The 23,859-nt window shown below is 69.9% G+C and carries 19 protein-coding genes and 2 pseudogenes; 15 read left to right on the plus strand and 6 right to left on the minus strand.

Going from position 1 to position 23,859, the window contains the following annotated elements:
- The first annotated feature begins 1 nt into the window (after nucleotide 1).
- From trxA to J7E87_RS04935, 3 genes are read left to right on the plus strand one after another with little or no spacing between them, the layout of a single operon-like run.
- Nucleotides 2–445 (plus strand): thioredoxin, encoded by a 444-nt coding sequence (gene trxA / locus J7E87_RS04925; RefSeq protein WP_215090250.1) that lies wholly within the window; start codon nucleotides 2–4, stop codon nucleotides 443–445.
- A gap of 28 nt (nucleotides 446–473) precedes the next feature.
- Nucleotides 474–734 (plus strand): UBP-type zinc finger domain-containing protein, encoded by a 261-nt coding sequence (locus J7E87_RS04930; protein ID WP_215090252.1) that lies wholly within the window; start codon nucleotides 474–476, stop codon nucleotides 732–734.
- A complete protein-coding gene (locus tag J7E87_RS04935) occupies nucleotides 734–2,488 on the plus strand; it encodes a cyclic nucleotide-binding domain-containing thioredoxin-disulfide reductase (RefSeq protein ID WP_215090254.1) in 1,755 nt (584 codons plus the stop codon). The genes J7E87_RS04930 and J7E87_RS04935 overlap by 1 nt, the downstream gene beginning before the upstream one ends.
- Here the strand turns inward: J7E87_RS04935 and J7E87_RS04940 are convergent.
- Nucleotides 2,458–2,688 (minus strand): hypothetical protein, encoded by a 231-nt coding sequence (locus J7E87_RS04940; protein ID WP_215090256.1) that lies wholly within the window; start codon nucleotides 2,686–2,688, stop codon nucleotides 2,458–2,460. The genes J7E87_RS04935 and J7E87_RS04940 overlap by 31 nt on opposite strands.
- A 55-nt stretch (nucleotides 2,689–2,743) precedes the next feature.
- Here J7E87_RS04940 and J7E87_RS04945 point away from each other — a divergent pair, with 55 nt between their 5' ends.
- Nucleotides 2,744–4,933: an FUSC family protein gene (locus J7E87_RS04945; RefSeq protein ID WP_215090258.1), complete on the plus strand. Its 2,190-nt coding sequence runs from the start codon at nucleotides 2,744–2,746 to the stop codon at nucleotides 4,931–4,933.
- Between the two features lie 168 nt (nucleotides 4,934–5,101).
- Here the strand turns inward: J7E87_RS04945 and J7E87_RS04950 are convergent, their stop codons facing one another.
- Genes J7E87_RS04950 through J7E87_RS04960 form a run of 3 tightly spaced genes read right to left on the minus strand, consistent with a single transcriptional unit; the run spans nucleotide 5,102 to nucleotide 8,748 of the window.
- Complete coding sequence (locus J7E87_RS04950) at nucleotides 5,102–6,136, minus strand: ABC transporter ATP-binding protein (protein ID WP_215090260.1); 1,035 nt, start codon at nucleotides 6,134–6,136, stop codon at nucleotides 5,102–5,104.
- Nucleotides 6,133–7,722: an iron ABC transporter permease gene (locus tag J7E87_RS04955; RefSeq protein ID WP_215090262.1), complete on the minus strand. Its 1,590-nt coding sequence runs from the start codon at nucleotides 7,720–7,722 to the stop codon at nucleotides 6,133–6,135. The genes J7E87_RS04950 and J7E87_RS04955 overlap by 4 nt, the downstream gene beginning before the upstream one ends.
- Nucleotides 7,723–7,728: 6 nt before the next feature.
- Complete coding sequence (locus tag J7E87_RS04960; protein WP_215090264.1) at nucleotides 7,729–8,748, minus strand: iron ABC transporter substrate-binding protein; 1,020 nt, start codon at nucleotides 8,746–8,748, stop codon at nucleotides 7,729–7,731.
- A gap of 271 nt (nucleotides 8,749–9,019) precedes the next feature.
- On the opposite strand from J7E87_RS04960, the pseudogene J7E87_RS34805 reads away from it, so the two are divergent.
- Nucleotides 9,020–10,603, plus strand: a pseudogene (locus J7E87_RS34805) (AMP-binding protein); the annotation flags it as partial.
- A gap of 1,005 nt (nucleotides 10,604–11,608) precedes the next feature.
- Here J7E87_RS34805 and J7E87_RS34810 read toward each other — a convergent pair.
- Nucleotides 11,609–11,744 (minus strand): annotated as a pseudogene (locus tag J7E87_RS34810) (carboxymuconolactone decarboxylase family protein); the annotation flags it as partial.
- Nucleotides 11,745–11,832: 88 nt separating this feature from the next.
- On the opposite strand from J7E87_RS34810, the gene J7E87_RS04970 reads away from it, so the two are divergent.
- The 9 genes from J7E87_RS04970 to J7E87_RS05010 all read left to right on the plus strand — a co-directional run bounded on the left by J7E87_RS04970 (nucleotide 11,833) and on the right by J7E87_RS05010 (nucleotide 21,959).
- The gene (locus J7E87_RS04970; RefSeq protein ID WP_215090268.1) at nucleotides 11,833–12,762 is read left to right on the plus strand and encodes a LysR family transcriptional regulator; all 930 of its coding nucleotides are present in this window, start codon (nucleotides 11,833–11,835) and stop codon (nucleotides 12,760–12,762) included.
- Nucleotides 12,763–12,871: 109 nt separating this feature from the next.
- Complete coding sequence (locus J7E87_RS04975) at nucleotides 12,872–13,345, plus strand: formate dehydrogenase subunit gamma (protein ID WP_215090270.1); 474 nt, start codon at nucleotides 12,872–12,874, stop codon at nucleotides 13,343–13,345.
- On the plus strand, nucleotides 13,342–14,898 hold the full coding sequence (locus tag J7E87_RS04980; protein ID WP_215090272.1) for an NADH-quinone oxidoreductase subunit NuoF: 1,557 nt from the start codon (nucleotides 13,342–13,344) through the stop codon (nucleotides 14,896–14,898). The genes J7E87_RS04975 and J7E87_RS04980 overlap by 4 nt, the downstream gene beginning before the upstream one ends.
- The gene (gene fdhF / locus J7E87_RS04985) at nucleotides 14,895–17,702 is read left to right on the plus strand and encodes a formate dehydrogenase subunit alpha (protein WP_215090274.1); all 2,808 of its coding nucleotides are present in this window, start codon (nucleotides 14,895–14,897) and stop codon (nucleotides 17,700–17,702) included. The genes J7E87_RS04980 and fdhF overlap by 4 nt, the downstream gene beginning before the upstream one ends.
- 3 nt (nucleotides 17,703–17,705) lie before the next feature.
- Complete coding sequence (locus J7E87_RS04990; protein ID WP_251016963.1) at nucleotides 17,706–17,936, plus strand: formate dehydrogenase subunit delta; 231 nt, start codon at nucleotides 17,706–17,708, stop codon at nucleotides 17,934–17,936.
- 442 nt (nucleotides 17,937–18,378) lie between these two features.
- Nucleotides 18,379–20,616, plus strand: a complete 2,238-nt coding sequence (locus J7E87_RS04995) for a nitrate- and nitrite sensing domain-containing protein (protein WP_251016964.1) — start codon at nucleotides 18,379–18,381, stop codon at nucleotides 20,614–20,616.
- On the plus strand, nucleotides 20,613–21,017 hold the full coding sequence (locus tag J7E87_RS05000) for a roadblock/LC7 domain-containing protein (protein ID WP_215090277.1): 405 nt from the start codon (nucleotides 20,613–20,615) through the stop codon (nucleotides 21,015–21,017). The genes J7E87_RS04995 and J7E87_RS05000 overlap by 4 nt, the downstream gene beginning before the upstream one ends.
- Nucleotides 21,017–21,382, plus strand: a complete 366-nt coding sequence (locus J7E87_RS05005; protein ID WP_251016965.1) for a DUF742 domain-containing protein — start codon at nucleotides 21,017–21,019, stop codon at nucleotides 21,380–21,382. The genes J7E87_RS05000 and J7E87_RS05005 overlap by 1 nt, the downstream gene beginning before the upstream one ends.
- The gene (locus J7E87_RS05010) at nucleotides 21,336–21,959 is read left to right on the plus strand and encodes an ATP/GTP-binding protein (RefSeq protein ID WP_215090280.1); all 624 of its coding nucleotides are present in this window, start codon (nucleotides 21,336–21,338) and stop codon (nucleotides 21,957–21,959) included. The genes J7E87_RS05005 and J7E87_RS05010 overlap by 47 nt, the downstream gene beginning before the upstream one ends.
- Before the next feature lie 33 nt (nucleotides 21,960–21,992).
- Here the strand turns inward: J7E87_RS05010 and J7E87_RS05015 are convergent, their stop codons facing one another.
- Nucleotides 21,993–22,445, minus strand: coding sequence for a YbhB/YbcL family Raf kinase inhibitor-like protein (locus J7E87_RS05015; RefSeq protein WP_215090282.1), 453 nt, complete (start codon nucleotides 22,443–22,445; stop codon nucleotides 21,993–21,995).
- A gap of 326 nt (nucleotides 22,446–22,771) precedes the next feature.
- On the opposite strand from J7E87_RS05015, the gene J7E87_RS05020 reads away from it, so the two are divergent.
- A complete protein-coding gene (locus J7E87_RS05020) occupies nucleotides 22,772–23,833 on the plus strand; it encodes a medium chain dehydrogenase/reductase family protein (protein ID WP_215090284.1) in 1,062 nt (353 codons plus the stop codon).
- Nucleotides 23,834–23,859 lie beyond the last annotated feature (26 nt).

Genomic DNA, 23,859 nt, shown 5'->3' on the forward strand with positions numbered 1-23,859 from the left:
CGTGGCTGTGAGCACGAGCAAGCCCGTCGCCTGCGACAGGTGCGGCCGCAAGAACCGGGTGCCGGCGTCGGCAGAGGGACGCCCGAAATGCGGCAACTGCGGCGCCCCACTCCCGTGGATCGTCGACGCGGGCGACGACGACTTCGCGGAGATCGCCGAAAAGGCGGCGCCGTTCGTTCTCGTCGACCTGTGGGCCACCTGGTGCGGGCCCTGCCGCATGGTCAGCCCCGCGCTGGAGCAGGTCGCCCACGAGCTCGCCGGACAGGTCAAGTTGGTCAAGGTCGACATCGACCAGGCACCCGCGCTCGCCCAGCGATTCCAGGTACAGGCCGTGCCGACCCTGCTCCTTCTCGACAAAGGAGAGGTGATCGCCCGGCAGGCGGGTGCTGCGCCCGCCCACGTCCTGCGTACATGGGTCGAGGAGACCATCGCCGGTCGCCGGTGACCCGCCCGTCGACACAAGGAGGCCCGCCATGACGGCACCCGACCCGCATCTCTCGCTCGTACGCCCCGTGACCCCGCGTACTCCCCAGGGCTGTGAGGAGTGCCTGCGCCTGGGCTCCCCATGGGTGCACCTCAGGCTCTGCTTGACCTGTGGGCACGTCGGATGCTGTGACTCCTCGCCGCTCAAGCACGCTCGCCAGCACGCCGGCGCCGACGCTCACCCCATCGTGCAGTCCTTCGAACCTGGCGAGGACTGGCGCTGGTGCTTCGTCCACGAGGCCATGGTCTGATGAACCCCGGCACCGCCGACCCGCACGGGACGACGACCCCCGAAACTCCTGACCGGCACGGCGCCTATCCCCGGCTGACGCCGGAGCAGATCGATCTGCTGGCCCAGCACGGTGAGCGCCGTCGCACCAGGCAGGGAGAGGTGCTCTTCCGCGAGGGCGAGCCTTTCGAAGAGTTCCTCGTGATCCTCAGCGGGATGGTCGAGGTCGTCCACGACTACGGCGGCCCCGAGGAACGCACCGTGGCCGTGCACGGCCCCGGCCGCTTTCTGGGTGAACTCGGTCTGCTCGAAGGACAGGCGGCGTTCAACGCCGCGGTCGTCCGCGAGCCCGGAGAGATCCTCGCCGTCCCGGTGGAGCGCCAAAGAGCCCTGGTCGCCGGCGATCCGGTGCTCGGAGACCTGGTGCTGCGCGCCTATTTGGGCCGTCGTTCCCTGCTCATCGGCCTCGGCGCGGGTTTCCGGATTCTGGGCTCGTGCTACTCGCCCGACACCCTGCGACTGCGCGAGTTCGCCGCACGTAACCGACTGCCGCACCGATGGATCGACCTGGAGAGGGACAAAGAAGCCGAGGCGCTGCTGCGCCGGTTCGGCATCAGTCCGGAAGAGACGCCGGTCGTCATCTGGAAAGGCCGGCAGGTACTGCGCAATCCCAGTAACGCGGAGCTCGCCCGCCTCATCGGACTTCCCGCGCCCACGCCCGACGTCACCGAGTGCGATCTGCTGGTGATCGGTGCCGGTCCCGCCGGACTCGCCTCCGCCGTATACGGGGCGTCCGACGGCCTGGTGACAGTCATCGTCGACGCGATGGCCACCGGCGGCCAGGCCGGTACCTCGTCGCGCATCGAGAACTATCTGGGCTTCCCGTCCGGGATCTCGGGCGCCGAACTCATAGAACGCTCGGTTCTCCAGGCACGCAAATTCGGCGCGCGGATCACCGTGCCCGCAGAGGCCACCTCCCTCGAACCACGGGACGGCCACTACGTGGTCACCTTCGCGGACGGCACCCAGACCGAGGCCGGCACAGTCGTCCTGGCTTCCGGCGTGCTCTACCGCAGGCTCGAGGTCCCCGGCATCGACCGGCTGGAAGGCACCAGCGTCTACTACGCCGCCACACTCCATGAAGCCAGCCTCTGCCGTATGGACCCGGTCGCCGTGGTCGGCGCCGGAAACTCCGCCGGGCAGGGGGCGCTTTTCCTCGCAGGCTATTCGCCCAAGGTGTACCTGCTTGTTCGAAGCGGTGACCTCGGCAAGGACATGTCGCGCTACCTGGTGGATCAGGTGGAACGCCACCCGAAGATCGAGGTGCTGACCAACACCGAGGTACGCCAAGTCCTGGGAGTGGGCGTCCTGACGTCGGTGGTCGTGGAGAACAACGTCACCGGCGACAGGCGCGAGGTGGAAGCACGCGCCCTCTTTGTCTTCATCGGAACACGGCCGCACACAGAGTGGCTCAAGGACGTGATCGCTCTGGACCCGCGAGGATTCGTCCTCACCGGCACCGACGCCCAGGCCGCGGCCGACATGGATCTCTGGGCGCCGCTCGGACGCGGACCGCTGATGCTGGAAACCACGCTGCCGGGTGTCTTCGCAGCGGGCGACGTGCGGAGCGGCTCCGTCAAGAGAGTGGCTTCCGCCGCGGGCGAGGGAGCCATCGCGGTTCGACTCGTCCACGAACACCAGGCGCAGGAGGGCAACCTCGTCCGCGCGCCCGGTACGGCAGAGCGTCAGCTGACGCCCGGCCAGTGGGTGTCCTGACTCGACGCGAAGGTGAACACGGCGTCGCGGGCCGCCCCCAGGTGGATGCCGGCCTGCCGGACGTCGCTGCTGACCAGACCGAAAGCGGCGGTTGCGAAGACGAGGGCCCGGGACGGGCCGGTGAACAGCAGCCAGGGCCGGTTGACCCGCACCATCCCGGCCGGCAGACGCAGCCGTCCTCGGGCGCCGGGCAGGACCAAATTCCTCCGTGCGGCTGATGCGAACCGCCGCCGCAATCGCCGTAGGCTCGGCTCTGTGACATGGCTGCGGGCGCTGAGGGAGATTGTGCGTTCCGGGCTGGCGATCGAGCGGACGAGGCTGGAACCTCTGCTCGCCCTGCGCGCGGCGGCCGGAGTGGCGATCGTGATCGGACTCGCGCTGTGGCTCGTCTCACCCGCATACGCCACGTCCGCCGCGTTCGGCGCCTTCTCCTCCGGTACTGCCACGTTCCAGCGGAGCTGGCGTCCGCGCAAGGTGATCGCGCTGGCCGCAGGCGCTGCTCTGGCTCTCAGTACTTTCCTGGGCTACCTCGCAGGGAGCCACACGGTTTCCTTCCTCCTGCTGCTCATCGCATGGTCCTTTCTCGCCGGGATGGCCTGGGCCATCGGCACGACCGCCGGGATCGTCGCGGCGGCGACGGTGGGCATCATGTTGGTGACCGTCACCTTGCCCACCAGCGTCGGCCAGGCACTGGAACACGCCGGGGTCATCGCGCTCGGCGGCGTGGTGCAGGCGATGTTGATCCTGCTGTTCCCGATCCGTAGATGGGGCGCACACCGGGACGCGCTCGCCGACGCCTTCGCCGCCGTGGCGGACTACGCCCGGCGCCTGAGGCACTACCCGATGGCCCCGTTCGAACCACAACCGATGATGACGGCCCGAAACGCCGCCGCCGTCACGCCGTCACAGGCGCGCCGTCGGCCCGCCGCCCTGCACGGCGCACGCGGCCTGGCCGAACGCATCCGCCCCATCGTCGCCTCTCTCGCCGACCCCCGGGTCGGTGCCCCGGCTGAAGGGCCGCAGCGAGACCGGGCGCGGGAATTGCTGGCGGCCGCCGCCGAAGTCCTGGACGCCGCCGCGCGTTCGATCCGTCGCGGTACCCCGGTCCAGGTGCCCTCCCAAGCCATGGAGGTCCTGCGGATCGACGAGGAGGACGAGGTGTTGGAGGGGCCTGCGCGGCAGGCCGCGGTCAAGCTCGCGAACCTGCTCGGCGAGGTACTGGAGACCGCCGAGAGCGGCGGCACCCACGGGGCAGCCACCACGGACGGCGGTGCGCAAGCCCCGCCCCTGCTGCGTCCCACGATGTTCCGGCTGGTGCCGGTCGTCCTGCGCGCGATGCGCCGCGAACTCCACCGTGACTCGCCCGTATTCCGGCACGCAGTACGCCTCGCGGCAGTGGCCTCCCTTGGCCAACTGCTCGGCTCCTGGCTCCCGCTGGGCCACGGTTACTGGGTACCGATCACCTCCGTCCTGGTGATGCGGCCGGACTTCCACCAGACCTACTCCCGTGCCGTGGGCCGTTTCGCCGGCACCCTGGTGGGCGTCGCGCTGGCCACGGGAGTGGTGCAACTGGCGCACCCGGACGCGTACTTGTCCGGTGCGCTGGCCGTGGTCTCCGCCGCGCTGACCTACCTGCTGATGCGCACCGGGTATGTGGCCTCGCAGTCCTTCACGGCGGCGTATGTCGTCTTCCTGCTGGGGATGGGGGGCCAGGAGTGGCACCAGACAGTACGGGACCGGGTGCTGCTCACCCTGCTCGGCGGCGCGCTCGCGATGCTGGCATACCTGATTTTCCCGGCCTGGGAGACACCGCGGCTGCTCGACCGGCTCGCGGACTGGCTCGCCGCGAACGGGCGGTACGCGGCGGCGGTGGTCCGCAGCTATGCCGATCCCGCGGGGCGGCACAGCGCGGACGTACGGCAGGCGCTGCTCGCCAGCCGCGAGGCGGACGCCGCGTGGGACGCGGCCTTCGAGCGGGCCAAGCAGGAGCCCGTACGCCATCGATGGCTGACCCGCAGGGAGGCAGAGGACGCCGAGGAGGCACTCAAGTCCCTCGGCCAGGCGGCGATGCTGTTGGAGACCCACCTGCCGGAACGCGGTGCGCGACCTGTTCCCGAGGCCGAGAGATTCGCCGAGGCGCTGGAGGAGGACACCGCGCAAGCGGCGCAAGACACACGCGAACGGCGGGACCCGGCGTGGGACCGGGTCGAGGAGGCGCTCGAAGACTGGGAAAAGTCGGACAGCGGTCGGGATCCGGTGGTACGGCGCGGGGCCGAACTCCTGGTGCAGGCCCTGCAGGCACTGACGACCGCTGTAGGCAGAACGCCGCTGGAACGGGACATCGAATCGTCACGGCAGGAGTGGCGGGCTCGTGAGGAAGAGGAAGAGGAACCCCGGCGGGAACGCGACACAGGAACGCCCCCGCCGCCGAAGGACACGGAATGAGCGGTCCGGCGCCCAGCGCCGTCGTTCAGTTGCCGTCGGCCGGCCGGTCCCTGCCGGATGCGCCGCAACTGGTGGGGACCGGCCTGCCGTTCGGGTGCTGCCCCCGGCTTCATGGGACGGCGTGTCCCTGAAAGCGGGTGTCATTCCTTCGGTGAGCGATGCCCGCGCTCAGGAGTGCAGGGTCGCCTCGCCCGTGACGTTGATGCCGGTGCGCTGACCGGGGCGTACGGCAACGGGTCCGGCCACTCGGATCTCCACCGGATTCGTCAGCCCGTCGACCTCGACGGTGACCATGGCGTCGTGGCCGTAGAAGCTCACCTCGGTCACGGTGCCCCGGACTGCCGTTGCGGCTTCGGTGAGTTGAAGTTGCTCGGGCCGCAGTAGAACGGTCCCGGTGCGGCTGTCTCCGGCAGGCCGGGCGAGGGGCAGTCGGCCCAGCGCGGTGGTGGCTGTGCCGTTGGCGGCGGTTCCGGGCAGGAGTACGGCGTCGCCGACGAAGCGGGCCACCCAGGGGTCGGCGGGATGCTGGTAGACCTCTTGGGGCGTGCCGCACTGGGCGACCTTCCCGTTTCGCACGACCGCGACGAGGTCGGCCGTGGAGAGGGCTTCCTGTTGGTCGTGGGTGACCAGAACTGCGGTGGCCCCGGTGGCGCGCAGGGCCGCGCGGACATCTGCCCGGACTCCTGCGCGCAGGGAGCTGTCCAGGGCGTTGAACGGCTCGTCGAGCAGGACCAGCGCGGGCTTTGGCGCCAAGGCCCGTGCCAGGGCGACGCGTTGCTGCTGACCGCCCGAGAGCTCGTGCGGCATCCGGTCGCCGTACCCGCCGAGGCCGACGAGTTCGAGCATCTCTTCCGACCGGCTGCTGCGCTTGGCGCGATCGGTGCCGGACAGGCCGAAGGCGACGTTGCGGGCGACGCTCAAGTGCGGGAAGAGCGCGCCTTCCTGCGGGACCATGCCGATGCTGCGGCTTTCCGGTGGCAGGTTCAGTCCGGGGGCGGTCAGGGTGCGTCCCGCGACCGTGATGGTGCCCGAGTCGGCGCGCAGGAAGCCGGCGATGATGCGGAGCAGGGTGGTCTTGCCGCAGCCGGACGGGCCGAGCACGGCCGCGAGCGCGCCGCCGGGAACAGTGAGGTCGAGCCCGTTGAGGACGGTCGAGTCCGGGCCGTAGGCCTTGGACACTCCGGTGATCTGCAGAGCGGTCATGTGCGGTGCCTCCCGAGGAGGTAGGACGGGACGGCCGCCAGCAGGATCAGGGTGGCGGCGTACGGGGCGGCGGCGGCGAACGATCCCGTTCCGGTCTCCGTCCACAGGCGGGTGGCGAGGGTGTCCATGCCGGTGGGGCGCAGCAGCAGGGTGGCGGGCAGTTCTTTCATGCAGACCACGAAGGTCAGTGCGGCCCCGGCGGCGACGCCGGGTGCGGCCAGCGGCACGGTGACCTCACGCAGGACGCGCAGCGGACTGCGGCCGAGTGAGCGTGCGACGTCCTCCAGGACGGGCGGAGCTTGGAGGACGGCCGAGCGGGTGGCGGCCACCGCAACGGGCAGGAAGAGCACGGCGTACGCGCAGACCAGCAACGGGAGTTCCTGGTACAGCGGTTCGGCGTAGCGGACGGCGAAGAAGACCAGGGACAGCGCGACGGTGATGCCCGGCAGGGCGTGGCCCGCGTAGGCGGACTGTTCCAGCAGATGCGCGGTCCGGCCCCGGTGGCGGGCGGCGATCACCCCGACGGGCAGGGCGAGCAGCGTGGTGAGCGCGGCGCCCGCGGCGGCGATGCCGAGCGTCGTGGCGGCGATGTCGAGAAGTCCCGCGGGGTCCCAGGTCGCGGAGTTGCCGACGGCCAGCCAGTATCCGAGCGTACCCAGCGGAATGACCACGGCGACGGCGGTGACCGCCGAGCACCAGGCCAGCGCGGGCACTCGCCACCGGCCCAGTGGTGTGGGGACGGCGGGGCGGGCCGTGCCGGTACCGGTCCTGGCGTGCCCCGCGCGTCCGCGGGTGCGCGCCTCGGCTGCCACCAGTGCCACAGTCATCACCACCAGCACGACGCTCAGTGCGGCGGCCGGTGTGCGGTCGAAACTTGCCCGGTAGGACGTGTAGATGCCGCGGGTGAAGGTGTCGTAGCGCATCAGGGAGACCGCGCCGAAGTCGGACAGTACATAGAGCGCGACGAGCACCGCGCCTCCCGCCGCAGCGGGACGGATCTGGGGCAGCGTGACCCGCAGGAAGGTCCGCAACGGCCCGAGGCCGAGCGAGCGGGACACTTCTTCCTGCGCCGGGTCGGTGCCGCGCAGCGCCGCGGTGACCGGCAGGTAGACGTACGGGAAGCTGACCAGCGTCAGTGCCAGCGCGGCTCCCGGGAAGCCCGCCAGTTCCGGGAAGGCGGAGAGCCAGGCGAAGGCCGCGACATAGCTGGGCACGGCCAGCGGCATGGTCACCAGCACCGACCAGACGCGGGCGCCGGGCAGCGAGGTGCGCACGGTCAGCCAGGCCAGCGAGACACCGAGGAACAGACAGGCCGTCACCACGACTGCGGCGAGACCGAGACTGCGGCCGAGCAGCTGAGCGGTGCGCTCGTCGGCGACGACGCTCCAGGCGAAGCCGGGGCCGCGTTCGAGCGAGCGCACCGCGAGATAGCCGAGCGGCAGCAGTGCGAACACCGCGGCGACGGTGGCCGGAACCACCAGGACGGCCGGCGCCCGGCGCCCGGTACTGAGCCGACCGGCCGACGCGGGGGCGCCGGCCGGACTGGCGGGGGGATCCGTCCGTACGACGGGATCCTTGGTGGGCATGACGGCTCAGACCATCCCGGCGTCCTGCAGCATCTTCAGGGTCTCCTGAAGCGATTCGAGCTTTCCGAGGTCGATCTTGGGGGCGTCGAGGGAGTCCAGCGGCGGCAGGTCCTTGACGGTGCTGGTGACACCGGCGGCCAGCGGGTACTCCTTGGTGTCGTCGGCGAAGTAGGTCTGCGCCTTCTTCGAGAGCAGGAAGTCGACGGCCTTCTGGGCCACGGGTGCCTGGTCACTGCCCTTGAGGATGCCGACTCCGGCCGCGTTCACGAGCGCGCCCGGGTCGCCGCCCGGCAGGAAGTGGATCTTTGCGCCCACCTTGTCCTCGCCCTTCTCGGCGACCTGTTCGTACCAGTAGTAGTGGTTGACCAGACCGAGGGAGACCTCTCCCTCCCCGACCGCGTCCAGCACCTTGAGGTTGTTCTCGTACACCTTCGGGTCGTTGGCCTTCAGGCCCTTGAGCCAGGTGCGGGTGGCTTCGTCGCCCTCCAGGACGCGCATGCCGGTGACGAAGGCCTGGAAGGAGGCGTTGGTCGGGACGTATCCGATCTTGCCCTTCCATTCCGGCTTGATCAGCTCGTGGACGCTGTCCGGCACCTTGGTGACCTTGCCGGGGTTGTACGCGAGGACGCGTACGCGCCCGGAGGTGCCCACCCAGTCGCCCGCGCCGCCGCGGAACGCCGCGTCGACCTGGTCGAGCGACGCCTGCGGCAGCTTCTGCAGGCGGCCCTTCGTGGACAGGGCTCCAAGGGCTCCGGCGTCCTGCGAGAAGAACAGCCCGGCCTTGGTCTTGTCGCCTTCCTCGAGGATCTGGGCAGTCAGCTCGGCGCTGTCGCCGTAGCGGACCGCGACCGTGGTGCCGACAGCCTTCTCCAGCTCGTCCAGCAGTGGTTTGACCAGCTTCTCGTTGCGGCCGGAGTAGATGACGAGCCCGGCGTCGTCTTCGTCGTTGCCGCAGCCCGCGAGTGCGGGCAGCAGCAGGGCCGCCGCGACGAGCGCGGTCAGACGTCGGACCAAGGGGCGTCGCATGACAGAAGCCTTCCTGCGTGGCTCACTTCCGTCGCCGCGCGTCGCGTCGTCAGAGAGCGAGCGGCGTGACGGTGCCGCGGAGGAACCTTTGAACGCCCTATGAATAAGGTAAAGCTAACCTAATCGTCAAGAGTGATGTACACAACATTCCGGCGGTGGTGACGGGGCGGCAGAGCCGACCCTATCCGGGGCCGTTCTATGGATCTTCAGTGGATCGACTGTGACTTCTCTGTGACTGTCCAATAAAGTAAGGCTTTCCTAAGATGCGCTTGTGATAGCCCCTTTCGACCTGCTCCCAGGGACCAAGACCGTCCCGTTCGCCGGCAGCCTCGCGGCCCACGGCGACCGCACGGCGGTCATCACCGCCGACGGTCCGGTGTCCTACCGTGAGCTCGCCGCCCGGGTGGCCGAGACCGCACGCCGCCTCGGCCGGGAACGGCGCCTGGTGCTCCTCGTCGGCGCCAACACCGTCGACGCTCTCGTTGTCCACCTCGCGGCGCTGGCCGCGGGGCACCCCGTCCTGCTGGTGCCGGGCGACCATGCCGAAGCCGTGCAGTCGCTGACCGACGCGTACAACCCGGATGTCGTGGCACGCCCGGACGGCGGCGCATGGGTGCTCGAAGAGCGACGTGCTCGCTCCGCGCACACCCTGCATCCGGACCTCGCAATGCTGCTCAGCACCTCGGGCTCCACGGGCTCACCCAAACTCGTCCGCCTGTCGCACGAGAACCTGCAGGCCAACGCGGAATCCATAGCGGAATACCTGGGTATCCGCGACAGCGACCGCGCCGCAACGACGCTGCCCATGCACTACTGCTACGGCCTCTCCGTCATCCACAGCCATCTGCTGCGCGGCGCCGGCCTGATCCTCACCGACCTCTCGGTCGCCGACGGCTGCTTCTGGGAGCTGTTCCGGACCGGGGGAGGTTCGACGTTCGCCGGGGTCCCCTACACCTTCGACCTGCTCGACCGAGTCGGCTTCGCCTCGATGGAGCTGCCGCACCTGCGTTACGTCACCCAGGCGGGCGGGCGGCTGGCGCCCGACCGGGTCGCGCACTACGCGGCGATGGGCCGGGCCGCCGGCTGGGACCTGTTCGTCATGTACGGCCAGACCGAGGCGACGGCCCGCATGGCGTACCTGCCACCGGACCTCGCCGACACCCGCCCCGGGGCGGCCGGTGTCGCGATACCCGGCGGCTCCTTCCGGTTGCGGCCGCTGCCGGACTGGCCCGGTCAGGACACCGGCGAGCTGGTGTACTCGGGCCCCAACGTCATGCTCGGCTACGCCGAAAGCCCCGACGACCTCCGGCTCGGCCGGTGCGTCGAGGAGCTGCACACCGGTGACATCGCCCGGCGCGCTCCCGACGGGCTGTACGAACTGATCGGGCGGCGAAGCCGGTTCGCGAAGATCCTCGGCCTGCGGATCGATCCGCAACGGGTCGAGTTGACCCTCGCGAAGCACGGCTTCACCTCCTGCTGCACCGGTGACGACGACGAGTTGGTGGTGGCAGTCTCGGGCGATCCGGACGCCGTCGACGCGGCGCGCGTGCGGCGGACGGTGACCGGTGAATGCGGCCTGCCGGCCCGCGCCGTGCGTGTCCATGTCCTGCCCGAACTACCCCGGCTTTCCACGGGGAAGCCCGACTACCGGGCCGTACGTGAACTGACCCGGCCCAAGGTCCTTGCGGGCGGGGCGACATCCCTACCGGCGCAGCGGACGAAGCCGAAGGGACCCGTCGACCTGTGCAGGCTGTACGCCGAGATCCTCGACCGGGACCACGTCACAGAGGACAGCAGCTTCGTCGGCCTGGGCGGGGACTCGCTGAGTTACGTCGAGATGTCACTGAACCTCGAGGAAGCCCTCGGCCGGCTGCCCGACAACTGGCACACGCTCCCGATCCGTGAGCTCAGGAAACCGCCGGGGCAGCGGGCCGAGGACCGGCCCAGCACCCGCCGCCGCAACCTGGAGACCGCAGTCGCCCTGCGCGCCGTCGCCATCGTGCTGATCGTCGGCTCGCACATCCATCTCTTCATGGTCAAGGGCGGTGCCCATGTGCTGCTCGGAGTGGCCGGGTACAACTTCGCCCGCTTCCACCTCACTTCGGCCGGCCGCCCAGAGCGGCTGCGGAACCTCGGGCGGAGCATCACACGGATCGCCGCGCCGAGCGTGGCCTGGCTGGCACTGATGCTGCTGGTCACCGAGGACTATCGGCTCACCGACGTCCTGCTGCTCACCAGCCTGCTCGGACCGCACACCGGCTTCTGGTTCATCGAGGCCCTGGTCTACATACTGACGGCCGTCGCCGCCGTGCTCGCCGTACCACTGGTGGACCGCACCGAGCGACGCTTCCCCTTCGCCGTACCCGTGGGCCTGATGACGCTCGGGCTGATCGGGCGTTACGACCTCCTCGGCCTCGACGCCCGCGGCCACATTCCGCTGGCGGTCACGGTCTTCTGGCTCTTCGCCATGGGGTGGGCTGCCGCGAAGGCGGCCACTGTGCGCCAGCGGCTCCTGGTGACGGCCGTAGCGCTGGCGACGGTTCCGGGCTTCTTCGGGCAGCCCGCCCGCGAGGCGGTCATCATCGCCGGGCTCACACTCCTGGTGTGGGTGCGGAATCTGCCGAGTCTGGCCTCCGTCAACCGTGTGGCAGGCGTACTGGCCGGCAGCTCGCTCTACATCTACGTGACGCACTGGCAGGTCTTCCCGCGCCTGGACGACCAGTTCGCGGTGGTGGCGCTGATCGCCTCGCTCGTGGTCGGTATCGCATACGCCGCCGTGGCAACCCGGGTGATGCGGTGGCGGCCGTTGCGCGCATGGCGGACGTCCTTCGGGGGGCGACGACCAGGTGCCTCGGGCTGGTCAGTCCTGTTCCGCCAGGACGCTGTGGGCCACCGCGAAGGCCGTGTTCGCGGCCGGGACACCGCAGTAGAGCGCCGTCCGAAGTAGCGCGGCGCCGATTTTCCTCGGGTGTGAGCCCGTTGTGAAGCGCGGCTCGTCCGACCTCGTCGGAGCTCTATGCGACAACGCCCCTGACCATGTACACCGGCGAGCACCGGATCGCCTTGCGTGGGTAGGAGTCGGCCGTGCTGCTGAGACAACTCGAGTATTTGACCGCGCTGGCGCGGGAACGCCACTTCGCGCGGGCCGCCGAGGCCTGCTACGTGTCCCAGCCCTCGCTCTCCGCGGGCATCCGGACGCTGGAGCGCGAACTCAAGGTCATGATCGTGCGACGGGGCCGGCGCTTCGAGGGCTTCACCCCCGAGGGCGAGCGGGTGGTGATGTGGGCCCGCAGGATTCTGGCGGAGCGCGACGCCCTGTGCGACGACCTCGCGGCGATGGACGGCGGGCTGACCGGCGTGCTGCGGGTGGGAGCGATCCCGACGGCGCTGACCGCCGCCCAGCTGCTGACCACGCCGTTCTTCGACCAGCACCGCCAGGTCAGGCTCTCGCTGGAATCGGTGTCGTCGAGGGAAATGGTGCACCGGCTGGCCGAGTTCGACCTCGATGTGGGGATGAGTTATGTGGACGGGGAGCCGCTCGGCAACGTACGCACGGTTCCGCTGTACCGCGAGCGCTATCTGCTGCTGACACCGCAGGACGGCGAACTGGCCGACCGGGAGCGGGTCGGCTGGGCCGAGGTGGCCGGCGTCCCGTTGTGCCTGCTCTCCCCGGTGATGCAGAACCGCCGGATCCTGGACCGTAACTTCGCCGACGCCGGAGTGAGCGTCAGCCCTTACGTGGAGACGGACACCGTGTCGGCCCTGTACTCCCACCTCGGGACACAGCGGTGGTCCAGCGTCATCGCCCACGCCTGGCTCGGCCTGTTCGGTGTGCCCGAGGGAATGCGGCTGGTGCCCATCGAGCGGCCCGCCCGCAACCACCACGTCGGCCTGGTGCTGGCCGACCGTGATCCGGGGCTCAGCCTGGTGCGGGCGCTGGTGGACGTGGCCCACCGGGTGGACATGGGCGCGGCGCTGGACGACATCCTGCGCAAGTATCTGCACCGCCTGTAGCACCGTTGATAGGCGGCGCCTAACAGCCCATAGCCAAGAACGCTTGGACTCGCCCGGAAATCCGCAGGACAGTGCCCCTACACCTGTCGCGCGATCGAAGGGGCTGGTCATGGCGCCGTTGCCGGAGGAGTCGTTGGAGCATCGGGTGCGCTCGATCGTCGCGGACCACCGCGGTGACCGCGGTGCGCTGTTGCCCATCCTCCACACCGTCAGGGAAGAACTGGGGTACGTCGATCCGGCGGTGATCCCGGTCCTGGCCGCCGAACTCAACCTGTCGAGAGCCGACGTGTACGGCGTCGTCACCTTCTACGAGGACTTCCGTCAGACCCCGCCGGGCCGCAGGACCGTACGGATCTGCCGCGCCGAGGCCTGCCAGGCGGTGGGCGCGGTGACGGTGGCCGACCGCGCCCGCGAACGGCTCGGGATCACCTTCGGCGAGACCACCCCCGACGGGGAGGTCACCCTGGAGCAGGTCTTCTGCTTCGGCAACTGCGCCACCGGCCCCGCGGTCGAGATCGACGGGCGGCTGTACGGCCGGGTCGGCCCGGAGCGCCTGGACACCCTGCTGGAGGCGGACGCATGAGCAACCCTGTGACGGTCTACGTGCCCCGCGACTCCGCCGCCCGCTCGGTGGGCGCCGACGAGGTCGCCGGGCGGATCGCCGAAGCTGCCGCAGCGGCAGGCCGCACGGTGCGTCTGATCCGTAACGGATCCCGCGGGATGCTGTGGCTGGAGCCGCTGGTGGAAGTGGCGACCCCGGCCGGCCGGATCGCGTACGGACCCGTGACTCCCGAGGACGTCGACGGCCTGATCGCCGCCGGCATGCTCGAAGGAGCCGGGCATGCACTGTGCCACGGCCCCACCGAGGACATCGACTGGCTCCGCGACCAGACCCGGGTCACCTTCGCCCGGGTCGGCGTGGTGGATCCGCTCTCCGCGGAGGACTTCATCGCGCACGGCGGGCTGGAAGGAGTGCGGCGCGCCCTGAAGCTCACTCCGGAGGAGACCGTCGCCGAGGTCACCGAGTCCGGGCTGCGCGGGCGCGGCGGAGCCGGCTTCCCGGCCGGCATCAAGTGGAAGACGGTCCAACAGGCGGAGTCGGAACTGAAGTTCGTCTGCTGCAACGCCGATGAGGGCGACAGCGGCACGTTCGCCGACCGCATGCTGATGGAGGGCGACCCGTTCACCCTCATCGAGGGAATGACCATCGCCGCCCTGGCGGTCGGCGCCAGTGAGGGCTACATCTACGTGCGCTCGGAGTACCCGGACGCGGTGGCCACCCTGCGGGCGGCGATCGCGACGGCGTACGAGCGCGGTTGGCTCGGCAGCGACATCCTCGGCTCGGATCTCCGCTTCGACCTTTTCGTACGGGTCGGCGCCGGGGCGTACATCTGCGGCGAGGAGACCTCCATGCTGGAGAGCCTGGAGGGCAAGCGCGGCATGGTCCGCGCCAAACCGCCGATCCCGGCGCTGGAAGGCCTGTTCGGCAAGCCGACCGTGGTCAACAACGTCCTGACTCTCGGCTCCGTACCGATGATCCTGGCCGACGGCGCGAAAGCCTTCGCGGACCTCGGCACCGGCCGCTCCCGGGGCACGCAGGTCTTCCAGCTCGGCGGGAACATCGCCCGGGGCGGCATCGTCGAGACGGCTTTCGGCGTCACGCTCGGCGAGTTGGTCGAGGGGTACGGCGGCGGGACCCGGTCCGGCCGGCCGGTACGGGCGGTCCAGGTCGGCGGGCCGCTCGGGGCGTACCTGCCCACCTCGCGGTTCGAACTTCCCATGGACTACGAGGCGTTCGCGGCAGCGGGCGCGATGGTCGGACACGGCGGTGTAGTGGTCTTCGACGAGACCGTGGACATGGCCGGACAGGCCCGGTTCGCCATGGAGTTCTGCGCCGCCGAGTCGTGCGGCAAGTGCACCCCCTGCCGGGTCGGCGCGACCCGCGGCGTCGAGGTCATCGACAAGATCGTCGCCGGTGAGAACCGGTCGGCCAACCTCGTACTCCTGAACGACCTGTGCGACCTGATGACCGAAGGCTCGCTGTGCGCGATGGGCGGGCTGACCCCGATGCCGGTGAAGAGCGCCCTGGAGCACTTCCCCACGGACTTCGCGACGACGACGGAGGCAAGGCGATGAGCCTGATCAAGGAACAGGATTACGGCACTCCGGCGCGGCCCGGCGAGGCGGCCGTGGCCGTCGAGATCGACGGCAAGGAGGTGCTGGTCCCGGAGGGCACCTCGGTGATGCGTGCCGCCTCCGAGGCCGGTATCGACATACCCAAACTCTGCGCCACCGACAGCCTCGAACCCTTCGGTTCCTGCCGCCTGTGCCTGGTGGACATCGACGGCCGCAAAGGCACCCCGGCTTCGTGCACCACGCCGGTCGCAGCGGGCATGAAGGTACGCACCCAGACGCCGAAGCTGGCCGAACTGCGCCGGGGCGTCATGGAGCTGTACATCTCCGACCACCCGCTGGACTGCCTCACCTGCCCCGCCAACGGCGACTGCGAACTGCAGGACATGGCCGGGGTCGTCGGTCTGCGCGAGGTCCGCTACGGCTTCGACGGCGAGAACCACCTCGACGAGCCCACCGACAGCTCCAACCCGTACTTCGACTTCGACGCGAGCAAGTGCATCTCCTGCTCCCGCTGCGTACGGGCCTGCGACGAGGTGCAGGGCACCTTCGCCCTGACCATCGAGGGCCGGGGTTTCGCCTCCAAGGTCGCGGCGGGCGCGGGCGGCAGCTTCATGGAGTCGGACTGCGTGTCCTGCGGCGCCTGTGTGCAGGCCTGCCCGACCTCCACGCTCCAGGAGAAGTCGGTGGTCGAGCTGGGCATGCCGACCCGCAGCGTGATCACCACCTGCGCGTACTGCGGTGTGGGCTGCTCCTTCAAGGCCGAGCTGCGCGGCGACGAGGTCGTACGGATGGTCCCGCACAAGGACGGCGGGGCCAACGAGGGCCACTCGTGCGTCAAGGGCAGGTTCGCCTTCGGCTACGCCTCCCACCCCGACCGCAGGCTGAAGCCGATGGTGCGCGAGCGGATCACCGACCCCTGGCAGGAGGTGGAGTGGGAGGAGGCCATCGGCCATGTGGCCCGGCGCATGCTCGACATCCAGGCCCGGCACGGCGCGAGCGCGATCGGCGGCATCACGTCCTCCCGGTGCACCAACGAGGAGGTGTACGCCGTCCAGAAGATGGTCCGCGCCGCCTTCGGCAACAACAACGTGGACACCTGCGCCCGGGTCTGCCACTCGCCGACCGGCTACGGCCTCAAGCAGACCTACGGCACCTCGGCCGGCACCCAGGACTTCAAGTCGGTTGCCAAGGCTGACGTCATCCTGGTCATCGGCGCCAACCCGACCGACGGGCACCCGGTGTTCGCCTCGCGCATGAAGCGCAGGCTGCGGCAGGGCGCCCGGCTCATCGTCGCCGACCCGCGCCGGATCGACCTGGTGCGCTCCCCGCACATCGAGGCCGCGCACCACCTGCAGTTGGCGCCCGGCACCAATGTGGCGCTGGTCAACGCCCTCGCGCACGTCGTGGTCACCGAGGGCCTGGTGGACCGCGAGTTCGTCGCGGAGCGCTGCGAGGACTTCGAGGCATGGGAGCGGTTCATCGCGCGCCCCGAGCACAGCCCCGAGGCGGTCGCCGACATCACCGGTGTCCCGGCCGACGAGCTGCGATCCGCGGCCCGGCTGTACGCCGCCGCCCCCAACGCGGCGATCTACTACGGACTCGGGGTCACCGAGCACAGCCAGGGCTCGACGATGGTGATGGGCATGGCCAACCTCGCCATGGCCACCGGCAACATCGGCCGCGACGGCGTCGGAGTGAACCCGCTGCGCGGGCAGAACAACGTGCAGGGCTCCTGCGACATGGGCTCCTTTCCGCACGAACTGCCGGGCTACCGGCACGTGTCGGACGACGCGGTGCGTACGGTCTTCGAGACGCTGTGGGGCCGGACCCTGCAGTCGGAGCCGGGCCTGCGCATCCCCAACATGTTCGACTCGGCGATCGACGGCTCCTTCCGGGCGCTGTTCGTGCACGGCGAGGACATCGCCCAGTCGGATCCGAACACCCAGCACGTCACGGCCGCGCTGACAGCACTGGAACTGGTGGTCGTGCAGGACCTGTTCCTCAATGAGACCTCGAAGTTCGCCCATGTCTTCCTGCCGGGCACCTCCTTCCTGGAGAAGGACGGCACGTTCACCAACGCCGAACGCCGGATCAACCGGGTGCGGCCGGTGATGGCGCCGAAGACCGGCAAGCACGAGTGGCAGATCGTCTGCGAGATCGCGCAGGCGATGGGCTACCCGATGAAGTACGACAACGCCGCGCAGATCATGGACGAGATCGCGATGACCACGCCGACCTTCGCCGGCGTGTCATTCGACAAGCTGGACCGCGTCGGCAGTGTGCAGTGGCCGTGCAACGACGCGGCGCCCGAGGGCACGCCGATCATGCACGTGGACGGATTCGTCCGTGGCAGGGGCAGGTTCGTGGACACCGTCTATGTGCCGACCGAGGAGCGCAGCACCCGCAAGTACCCGCTGATCCTCACCACCGGCCGCATCCTGTCGCAGTACAACGTCGGTGCGCAGACCCGGCGTACCGGAAATGTGGTCTGGCACCCGGAGGACGTACTGGAGCTGCACCCGCACGACGCCGAGGTGCGCGGAATCCGGGACGGGGACATGGTGGCGCTGGCCAGCCGGGTCGGGGAGACCAGCCTGCGGGCGAGGATCGACGACCGGATGCCGGTCGGGGTCGTCTACACGACCTTCCACCACCCCACGACCGGGGCCAATGTGGTGACGACCGAGCTCTCGGACTGGGCGACGAACTGCCCGGAGTACAAGGTGACGGCGGTTCAGGTGGCGCTGAAGCAGACCGCCTCGGCGCCTTCCGTGTCCGTTCCCGTCCCTGTCGTTGTGGAGTGAGACATGACCGATTCACCGATGTCCGCGCATGTACGGCTGGCCAACGAAATCGCCCTGCACTTCCGGCACCGCGACCCGGCCACGGCGGCCGAGGAGATCGCCGCGCACATCCGGGCCTTCTGGGAGCCGCGGATGCGCGCCCGGCTGATCGCCGACGCCGAGGCAGGCAACGGTGATCTGGATCCCCTGATCGTGTCGGTCGCCGCCCTCTTGCCGCCACCCGTCGCCGGCTGACCGACACCGGTCGAGAAGTCCCGGTCCGACTTGCTCACCGGACCGGGGCTTTTCGTCGGCCGCGACTGGGTATTCCGGTCGCGGCCGGCCCGGACGGCGACCCGTGAGAACCCCACGCGACACCCCGTCGTCGTCGATGGCATATCGGTTGAACATCGATACGACCTCTGGTCTGTCACACCCCCTGGGCGGGTACCACTAATCGATCATTGAAACAACCTCTCCATTTCTGGACGTGGCTGGTTATGATCTGCATCCCTCACGTCCCACCGAAGCCGGACCGGCCGCCCTCCAGTCCCCCTCCCCGGGCTTGCGCCGGGCCCGCCTGCCCGCCACCTGCCCCCGCTCTCCCCGCCCCCGAGGACTTATGTCTCCCATAGAACCCGTAGGCCCACGAGGCCCATCGAGAAGTCGTCGGCGGCGTAACCTGCGACTGCGTACCTTGCTCATCTGGATGGCGCTGGTCCCCACCGTGGCGATGGCTGCCCAAGTCGTCGTGACCGCCGACCGGTTGCTCGAGCAGTCGGAGCACCTGCGCGCCGATGTCGCGTCCGGTGAGCGGATCGGCGTACCCCTGTACAGGCTCATGGTCGAGATGCAGGCCGAGCGGACGATGACAGCCGCGCGGTGGGCGGGCACTGCCGTGTCCGAGGGGGACCTGCGGAACCGGCGTGCGGCCACGGACCGGGCCGCGGCCGAGTTCCGCCGCTCGTCGGCCACCGCTGCGGCGGGATCCGAGCAGGCGGACCGTCGCCTCCTCGCGGTGGCGCAAGGACTCGACGACCTCGGCGCCTATCGCGAGCGCGCGGACGCCCGCAGCGGTAACCCCGACAGCACGGTCGCCTACTACACCAGCGTGATCACCCAGATGATCCGCTTCTACCAGGACGAGTTCAGCCACATCGAAGACGGCGAGCTCGACCAGGAGAGCCGCGTGGTCGTCGCCATGTTCTCGGCGTCGGAGATCCTGGCGCAGGAGGACACGATCCTCGCGCAGGCCGGACCGTCCAGGGAGCTGACCCCCTCCAGGTTCGCCGACTTTGTCAACGCCGTCGGAGCTCACAGCTACCTGTACGACATATCGATCGTGCCGTATCTGTCCGGCGAGGGGAGCGAGCCCTACGCGCAGATCAACGGCTCGGACGCGTGGCAGACCAAGAGCCGCATCGAGCACGCGGTCGTGTCCGAGCACGAGGACATCGGCCTCCGTGTGAAGCTGCCCAGGGAGGTCAGCGGCTGGCAGGCCGCGCACAAGGAGTGGGCGGCTCAGTGGGGCGCGCTGAACGCCGACCGGGCGCGGGGGCTGCTCGCACACGCCGACGCCAAGGCGGCAGAGCTCGAGGCGGAGGTCGCCTGGCTGGTCGCGGGAAGCGGCGGAGCGCTGCTGGTCGTCGCAGGCGTCGTCGTGTTCATCACGCGCACGGTGGTCCGCCGCCTGCGCGGACTGCACGAGCGCACAGTGACCATCGCCGAGAAGACGCTGCCGGATGTCGTGGCCCGACTGCAGCGGGGGCAGTCCGTCGACGCCGACGCGCTGCCCACGGCCTGGGGGGATCAGGACGAGGTCGGACGTATCAGCGACGCGTTCGCCCGAGTCGTCGCCGTGTCCGTCGACGGGCACAGGCAACTCTCGGACGAACGCGACGGCTTCGGGATGTTCGCCGCGGGTATAGCCTCACGCACCGGAAACCTGGTCAGCCGTCAGCTGAGCCTGACCGAAGAGCTCCAGGACACCTTCGGTCACGACGAAGCGCTCCTCGCCCAGCTGATGCGATCCGACCAGTTGACGGTCGGCATGCGGCGGCAGATCGAGAACCTGCTCATCCTGGCGGGCGGCGAGATCCCCGACCCGCACACCGAGCCCATGCGCGTAGCCGACCTGCTGCGCGAGGCTGCCGCGGAAGTCGAGGACTTCCGGCGGATCGAGCGGCAGGCCCTGGACGAGATCAGCGTGGAACCGCGCGCGATCAGTCAGATCAGCCACCTCCTGGCGGAGTTGCTGGACAACGCCACCCGGTTCTCCCCGCCGAGGTCGAAGGTCGTCATCCGGGCCGAAACGGTGGCTGACGGGCTGTCGGTCGAGATCGAGGACCGCGGTCCGCGGGTGACCCCCGCGACCTACGACGAGATGAACGGGCGGCTGCATTCGGCCCCGCCGTACGCCGTACTGGCGAAGAACGCGCACCGGCTGGGTCTCTTCGTGGTCGGCCACCTCGCCGACCAGCTCCAGGCCAGGGTCATGCTGCGCCGCTCGGTGTACGGCGGGACATCGGCCGTCGTCATCCTTCCCAACGACGTGCTCGTGCCCACCGAGCGGGAAGAGCCCCGCGAGTCGGCGCCGCCCGTCTCCGAGCCCCAGAACCCCGCACCGCGCCTCGATGAGCGCAAGCCCGAGCTGGTCCTGCATTCGCAGTCCGGGCTGCCGACGCGTCGGAGCCATGAGCGGTCGAAGGAGGGCGCGCACCCGGTCAGGTCCGTGGCGCCGGACGGCGAAGCACGGCCCGCGCTGCCCGAGCGCGTCCCGCAGACCCATATCGCCCAGGAACTCCGCGAGCCGCGCGCACCGGAACCAGCGGTCGGTCCCAGCGCGGCGACACCTGAAGAGGTGGCCGACGCGTGGGCGGACTACGAACACGGGACCCAGACAGTCGAACAAGAGCTCCGACAGGAACAGCCATGACGACGGCATCGAACGACATGATCTACAGCATCCTGGACAACAACCTGAGCAGGATCGCCGGCATCCAGGGAGCCGTCCTGCTGTCCAACGACGGCATCAAGCTCAGCGCCTACCTGCTGGAGCGGCCGCAGGCGGAGCGTATAGCCGCGGCGTCCTCCGGAATCGCGGCCACGATGAAGGCGATTTCCAGGGAGGTCGGCGGCGGCCGGGTGATCCGCCAGCTGGTCGAGATGGACGACAGGTATCTCTGCATCGTCGGGTGCGGGGAGGGCAGCACGCTCATCGTCGTGACCTCCCGCAAGGCGCGGCTGGGGGAGCTGGGCGGCGAGGCGGTACGGACTGCGCAGGCGCTCGGTGAATGGCTGGGCACCCCGGATCGCACTCAGGCACCCACCCCGTAATGCCGGACGATCCGCGGTACGGAGGCCGCCGCCGGACGCGGCTGTACGCCCTGACCGATGGCCGTACAGCCGCTCCGTACACCGTCCTGACCATGGACACCACGATTACGGCTGCGGTCGCCGCGGACGCCCACGGTGGCCTGCCCACCGAGTGGCAGGCGATCCTGTCCATGTGCGCGGCGCCGGACGGGCGGGCGGTCGCCGAGATCGCGGCCCGGATGCACATGCGCCTCACTCCGATGACGGTCCTGCTCGGCGAACTCGCGGACCGCGGCCTGATCCACCACCGGCCGCCCCTGGCGGAGGCCGAGACCACCAATGTCCACCTGCTCAAAAGAATCAGGGACAGCCTTGCCAGAATATGACTCCCCTGCCGAGGAAGCCGCCCCCGTCAAGATCCTGATCGCCGGGGGATTCGGCGTCGGCAAGACGACGCTGGTCGAGACGGTCTCCGAGATCGAGCCACTGCGTACGGAGGAGCGGCTGACGGCCGCGGGCGTCGGCGTCGACGACCTCGACGGCATCGAGTCCAAGACGGTGACCACCGTTGCGATGGACTTCGGCCGGATCACCCTCACCGACGCCGGAGTCGTCCTCTACCTGTTCGGTACGCCCGGCCAGGAGCGCTTCTGGTTCATGTGGGACGACCTGCTGAACGGGGCTCTCGGAGCGATCGTGCTGGTCGACACCCGACGCCTGGACCGCAGCTTCCCGGCCGTCGACTTCTTCGAGAACCGCGGGCTTCCGTTCGTGGTCGGTGCGAACTGCTTCCACGGCGAACAGCCGTACACCGCCGAGGAGATCGGGGCCGCGTTGCATCTGCGTGACCCGAACACGCCCGTCCTCATGCTCGACGCCCGCTCCCGTGAGAACGTCCGTGACGCGCTGCTCTCGCTCCTCGACATGCTCATCGCCAAGGCGCGGACCGCCGAGCCCGTCTGAGGGGGAAGGGCGCCGCGCCGAGTTGTGGACGCGTCAGCGCTGATACGTGCCCACCAGTGTGCCTTCGGCCAACTTCCGCCCGTTGAGGGCCTGGTGCACGGAGTCGGACGACACCTGGCCGTGCAGGGTCAGCGGCTCGGACACGGCGAGCAGCCGGAAGAAATAGCGGTGCGGCCCGTGACCCGGCGGAGGCATCGGCCCGCTCCAGCCCACTCGACCGAAGCCGTTGGGCCACTCGCGGCCGCCGGGAGGCGCCTCGCCCTCCTCCACCCCGGAACTGTCCGGGGCGATACCGGTGACCAGCCAGTGCAGGAACGTCCCCCTCGGGGCGTCGGGGTCCTCGCAGAGCAGGACCAGCTCCTCGGTCCCGTCCGGCACCCCGGACCAGGTGAGGGGAGGCGAGATGTCGTCCCCTTCCCCGGTGTGGCGGCGGGGGATCGCCTCGTGGTCGCTGAACGCCGCGCTTGTGAGCTCGATTCGGGTCATGTGCGCCGCTGTACCCGAAAGGGCACGTCAGGCACCGGTCCGGCCGGCAGAACACCCGATCGGCCGAGGCGGGCCCGTGGCGCCGTGCGCGGCGTCTACTCCGGCCGGACGGGCCGGTCGCCCGGGACCCGGTGCCTGTTTTGCGTTACAGCCACCCCCGCGACCTGACCGCCATCCAGGTCCTCGGTCTTGAGCCACGAGACCTCCGCCCGCATTCATTGCGTCGGCGACGTACTTGACCGCCGCGAGGAAGAGGTGCACACTCGCGTTAGAGAGTCTAACTTTAGCGCTATGGGAAAACTGCCCAGACTGCACAGGGAGAGGCAATGACCAGGACGCAGGCAACCAAGCAGTTCACGGCGACCGAAGTGGTTCTGCCGGGCGCGGTGGAGCCCGAGGGGCTCGAGCTGCGACGCGGTCCGGCGCCTGTGCCGGGGGATGGCCAGGTGCTGCTCGCCATGGAGGCGACCGGGGTTTCCTTCGCCGAGCAGCAGATGCGCCGGGGCAAGTACTACGACCAGCCGCCCTTCCCCTTCGTGCCCGGGTACGACCTGGTCGGCCGGGTCGTGGACGTCGGCTCCGGGACCGAACCCCACCTCGTGGGACGCCGGTTCGCGGCGCTCACGAAGACCGGCGGGTGGGCCAGCCATGTCGTCGTGGAAGCCGCCGACCTGGTGGAGGTTCCGGACTCGGTCCAGTCCGCCGACGCCGAGACGCTCGTGGTCAACGGCATCACCGCCTGGCAGATGCTGCACCGCGTCGCCGGGATCAAGGCGGGACAGACGGTGCTCGTGCTCGGCGCGAACGGCGGGGTCGGCTCCACGCTCGTACAGCTGGCCCGCCACGCCGGAGTGCGGGTGATCGGCACAGCCTCTCCCCGCCACCACGACACCCTCCGGCATCTGGGGGTCACGCCTGTCGACTACCGCGACCCCGAACTGCCGGCGCGCCTGCGGCAATTGGCGCCGCACGGCGTCGACGCCGTGTTCGACCATGTCGGTGGCGACGGCATCGCCGACTCGTTCCGCATGCTCGCTCCCGGCGGCACGCTCGTGTCGTACGGCACCGCCTCCACGCGTGACGTGACCGGCTCGTCCAGGGTGCCGGTCCTGAAGCTGTTCGCGCGGCTCTTCCTGTGGAACCTGCTCCCCAATTCGCGGCGCGCGCACTTCTTCAACATCTGGGCCGGGAAGAGGAGGAGGGCCGGCGATTTCCGTACCCGGATTCGCACGGACCTCGCCCAGGTCTTCGCCCTCCTCGCGGACGGAACCATCAAGGCCCAGGTCGCCGCCCGAATCCCGCTGTCCGGGGCCGCCGAGGCGATGCGGCTTGCCGAGTCGGGCACGGTTACGGGCAAGGTCGTCCTGGTCCCCGACCGGGTGGCCTGACCGCCGCCGAATCTCCCGGATTCGCC

It is taken from the genome of Streptomyces sp. ISL-1 (assembly GCF_018614585.1).
Classification (GTDB): Bacteria; Actinomycetota; Actinomycetes; order Streptomycetales; family Streptomycetaceae; genus Streptomyces; species Streptomyces maoxianensis.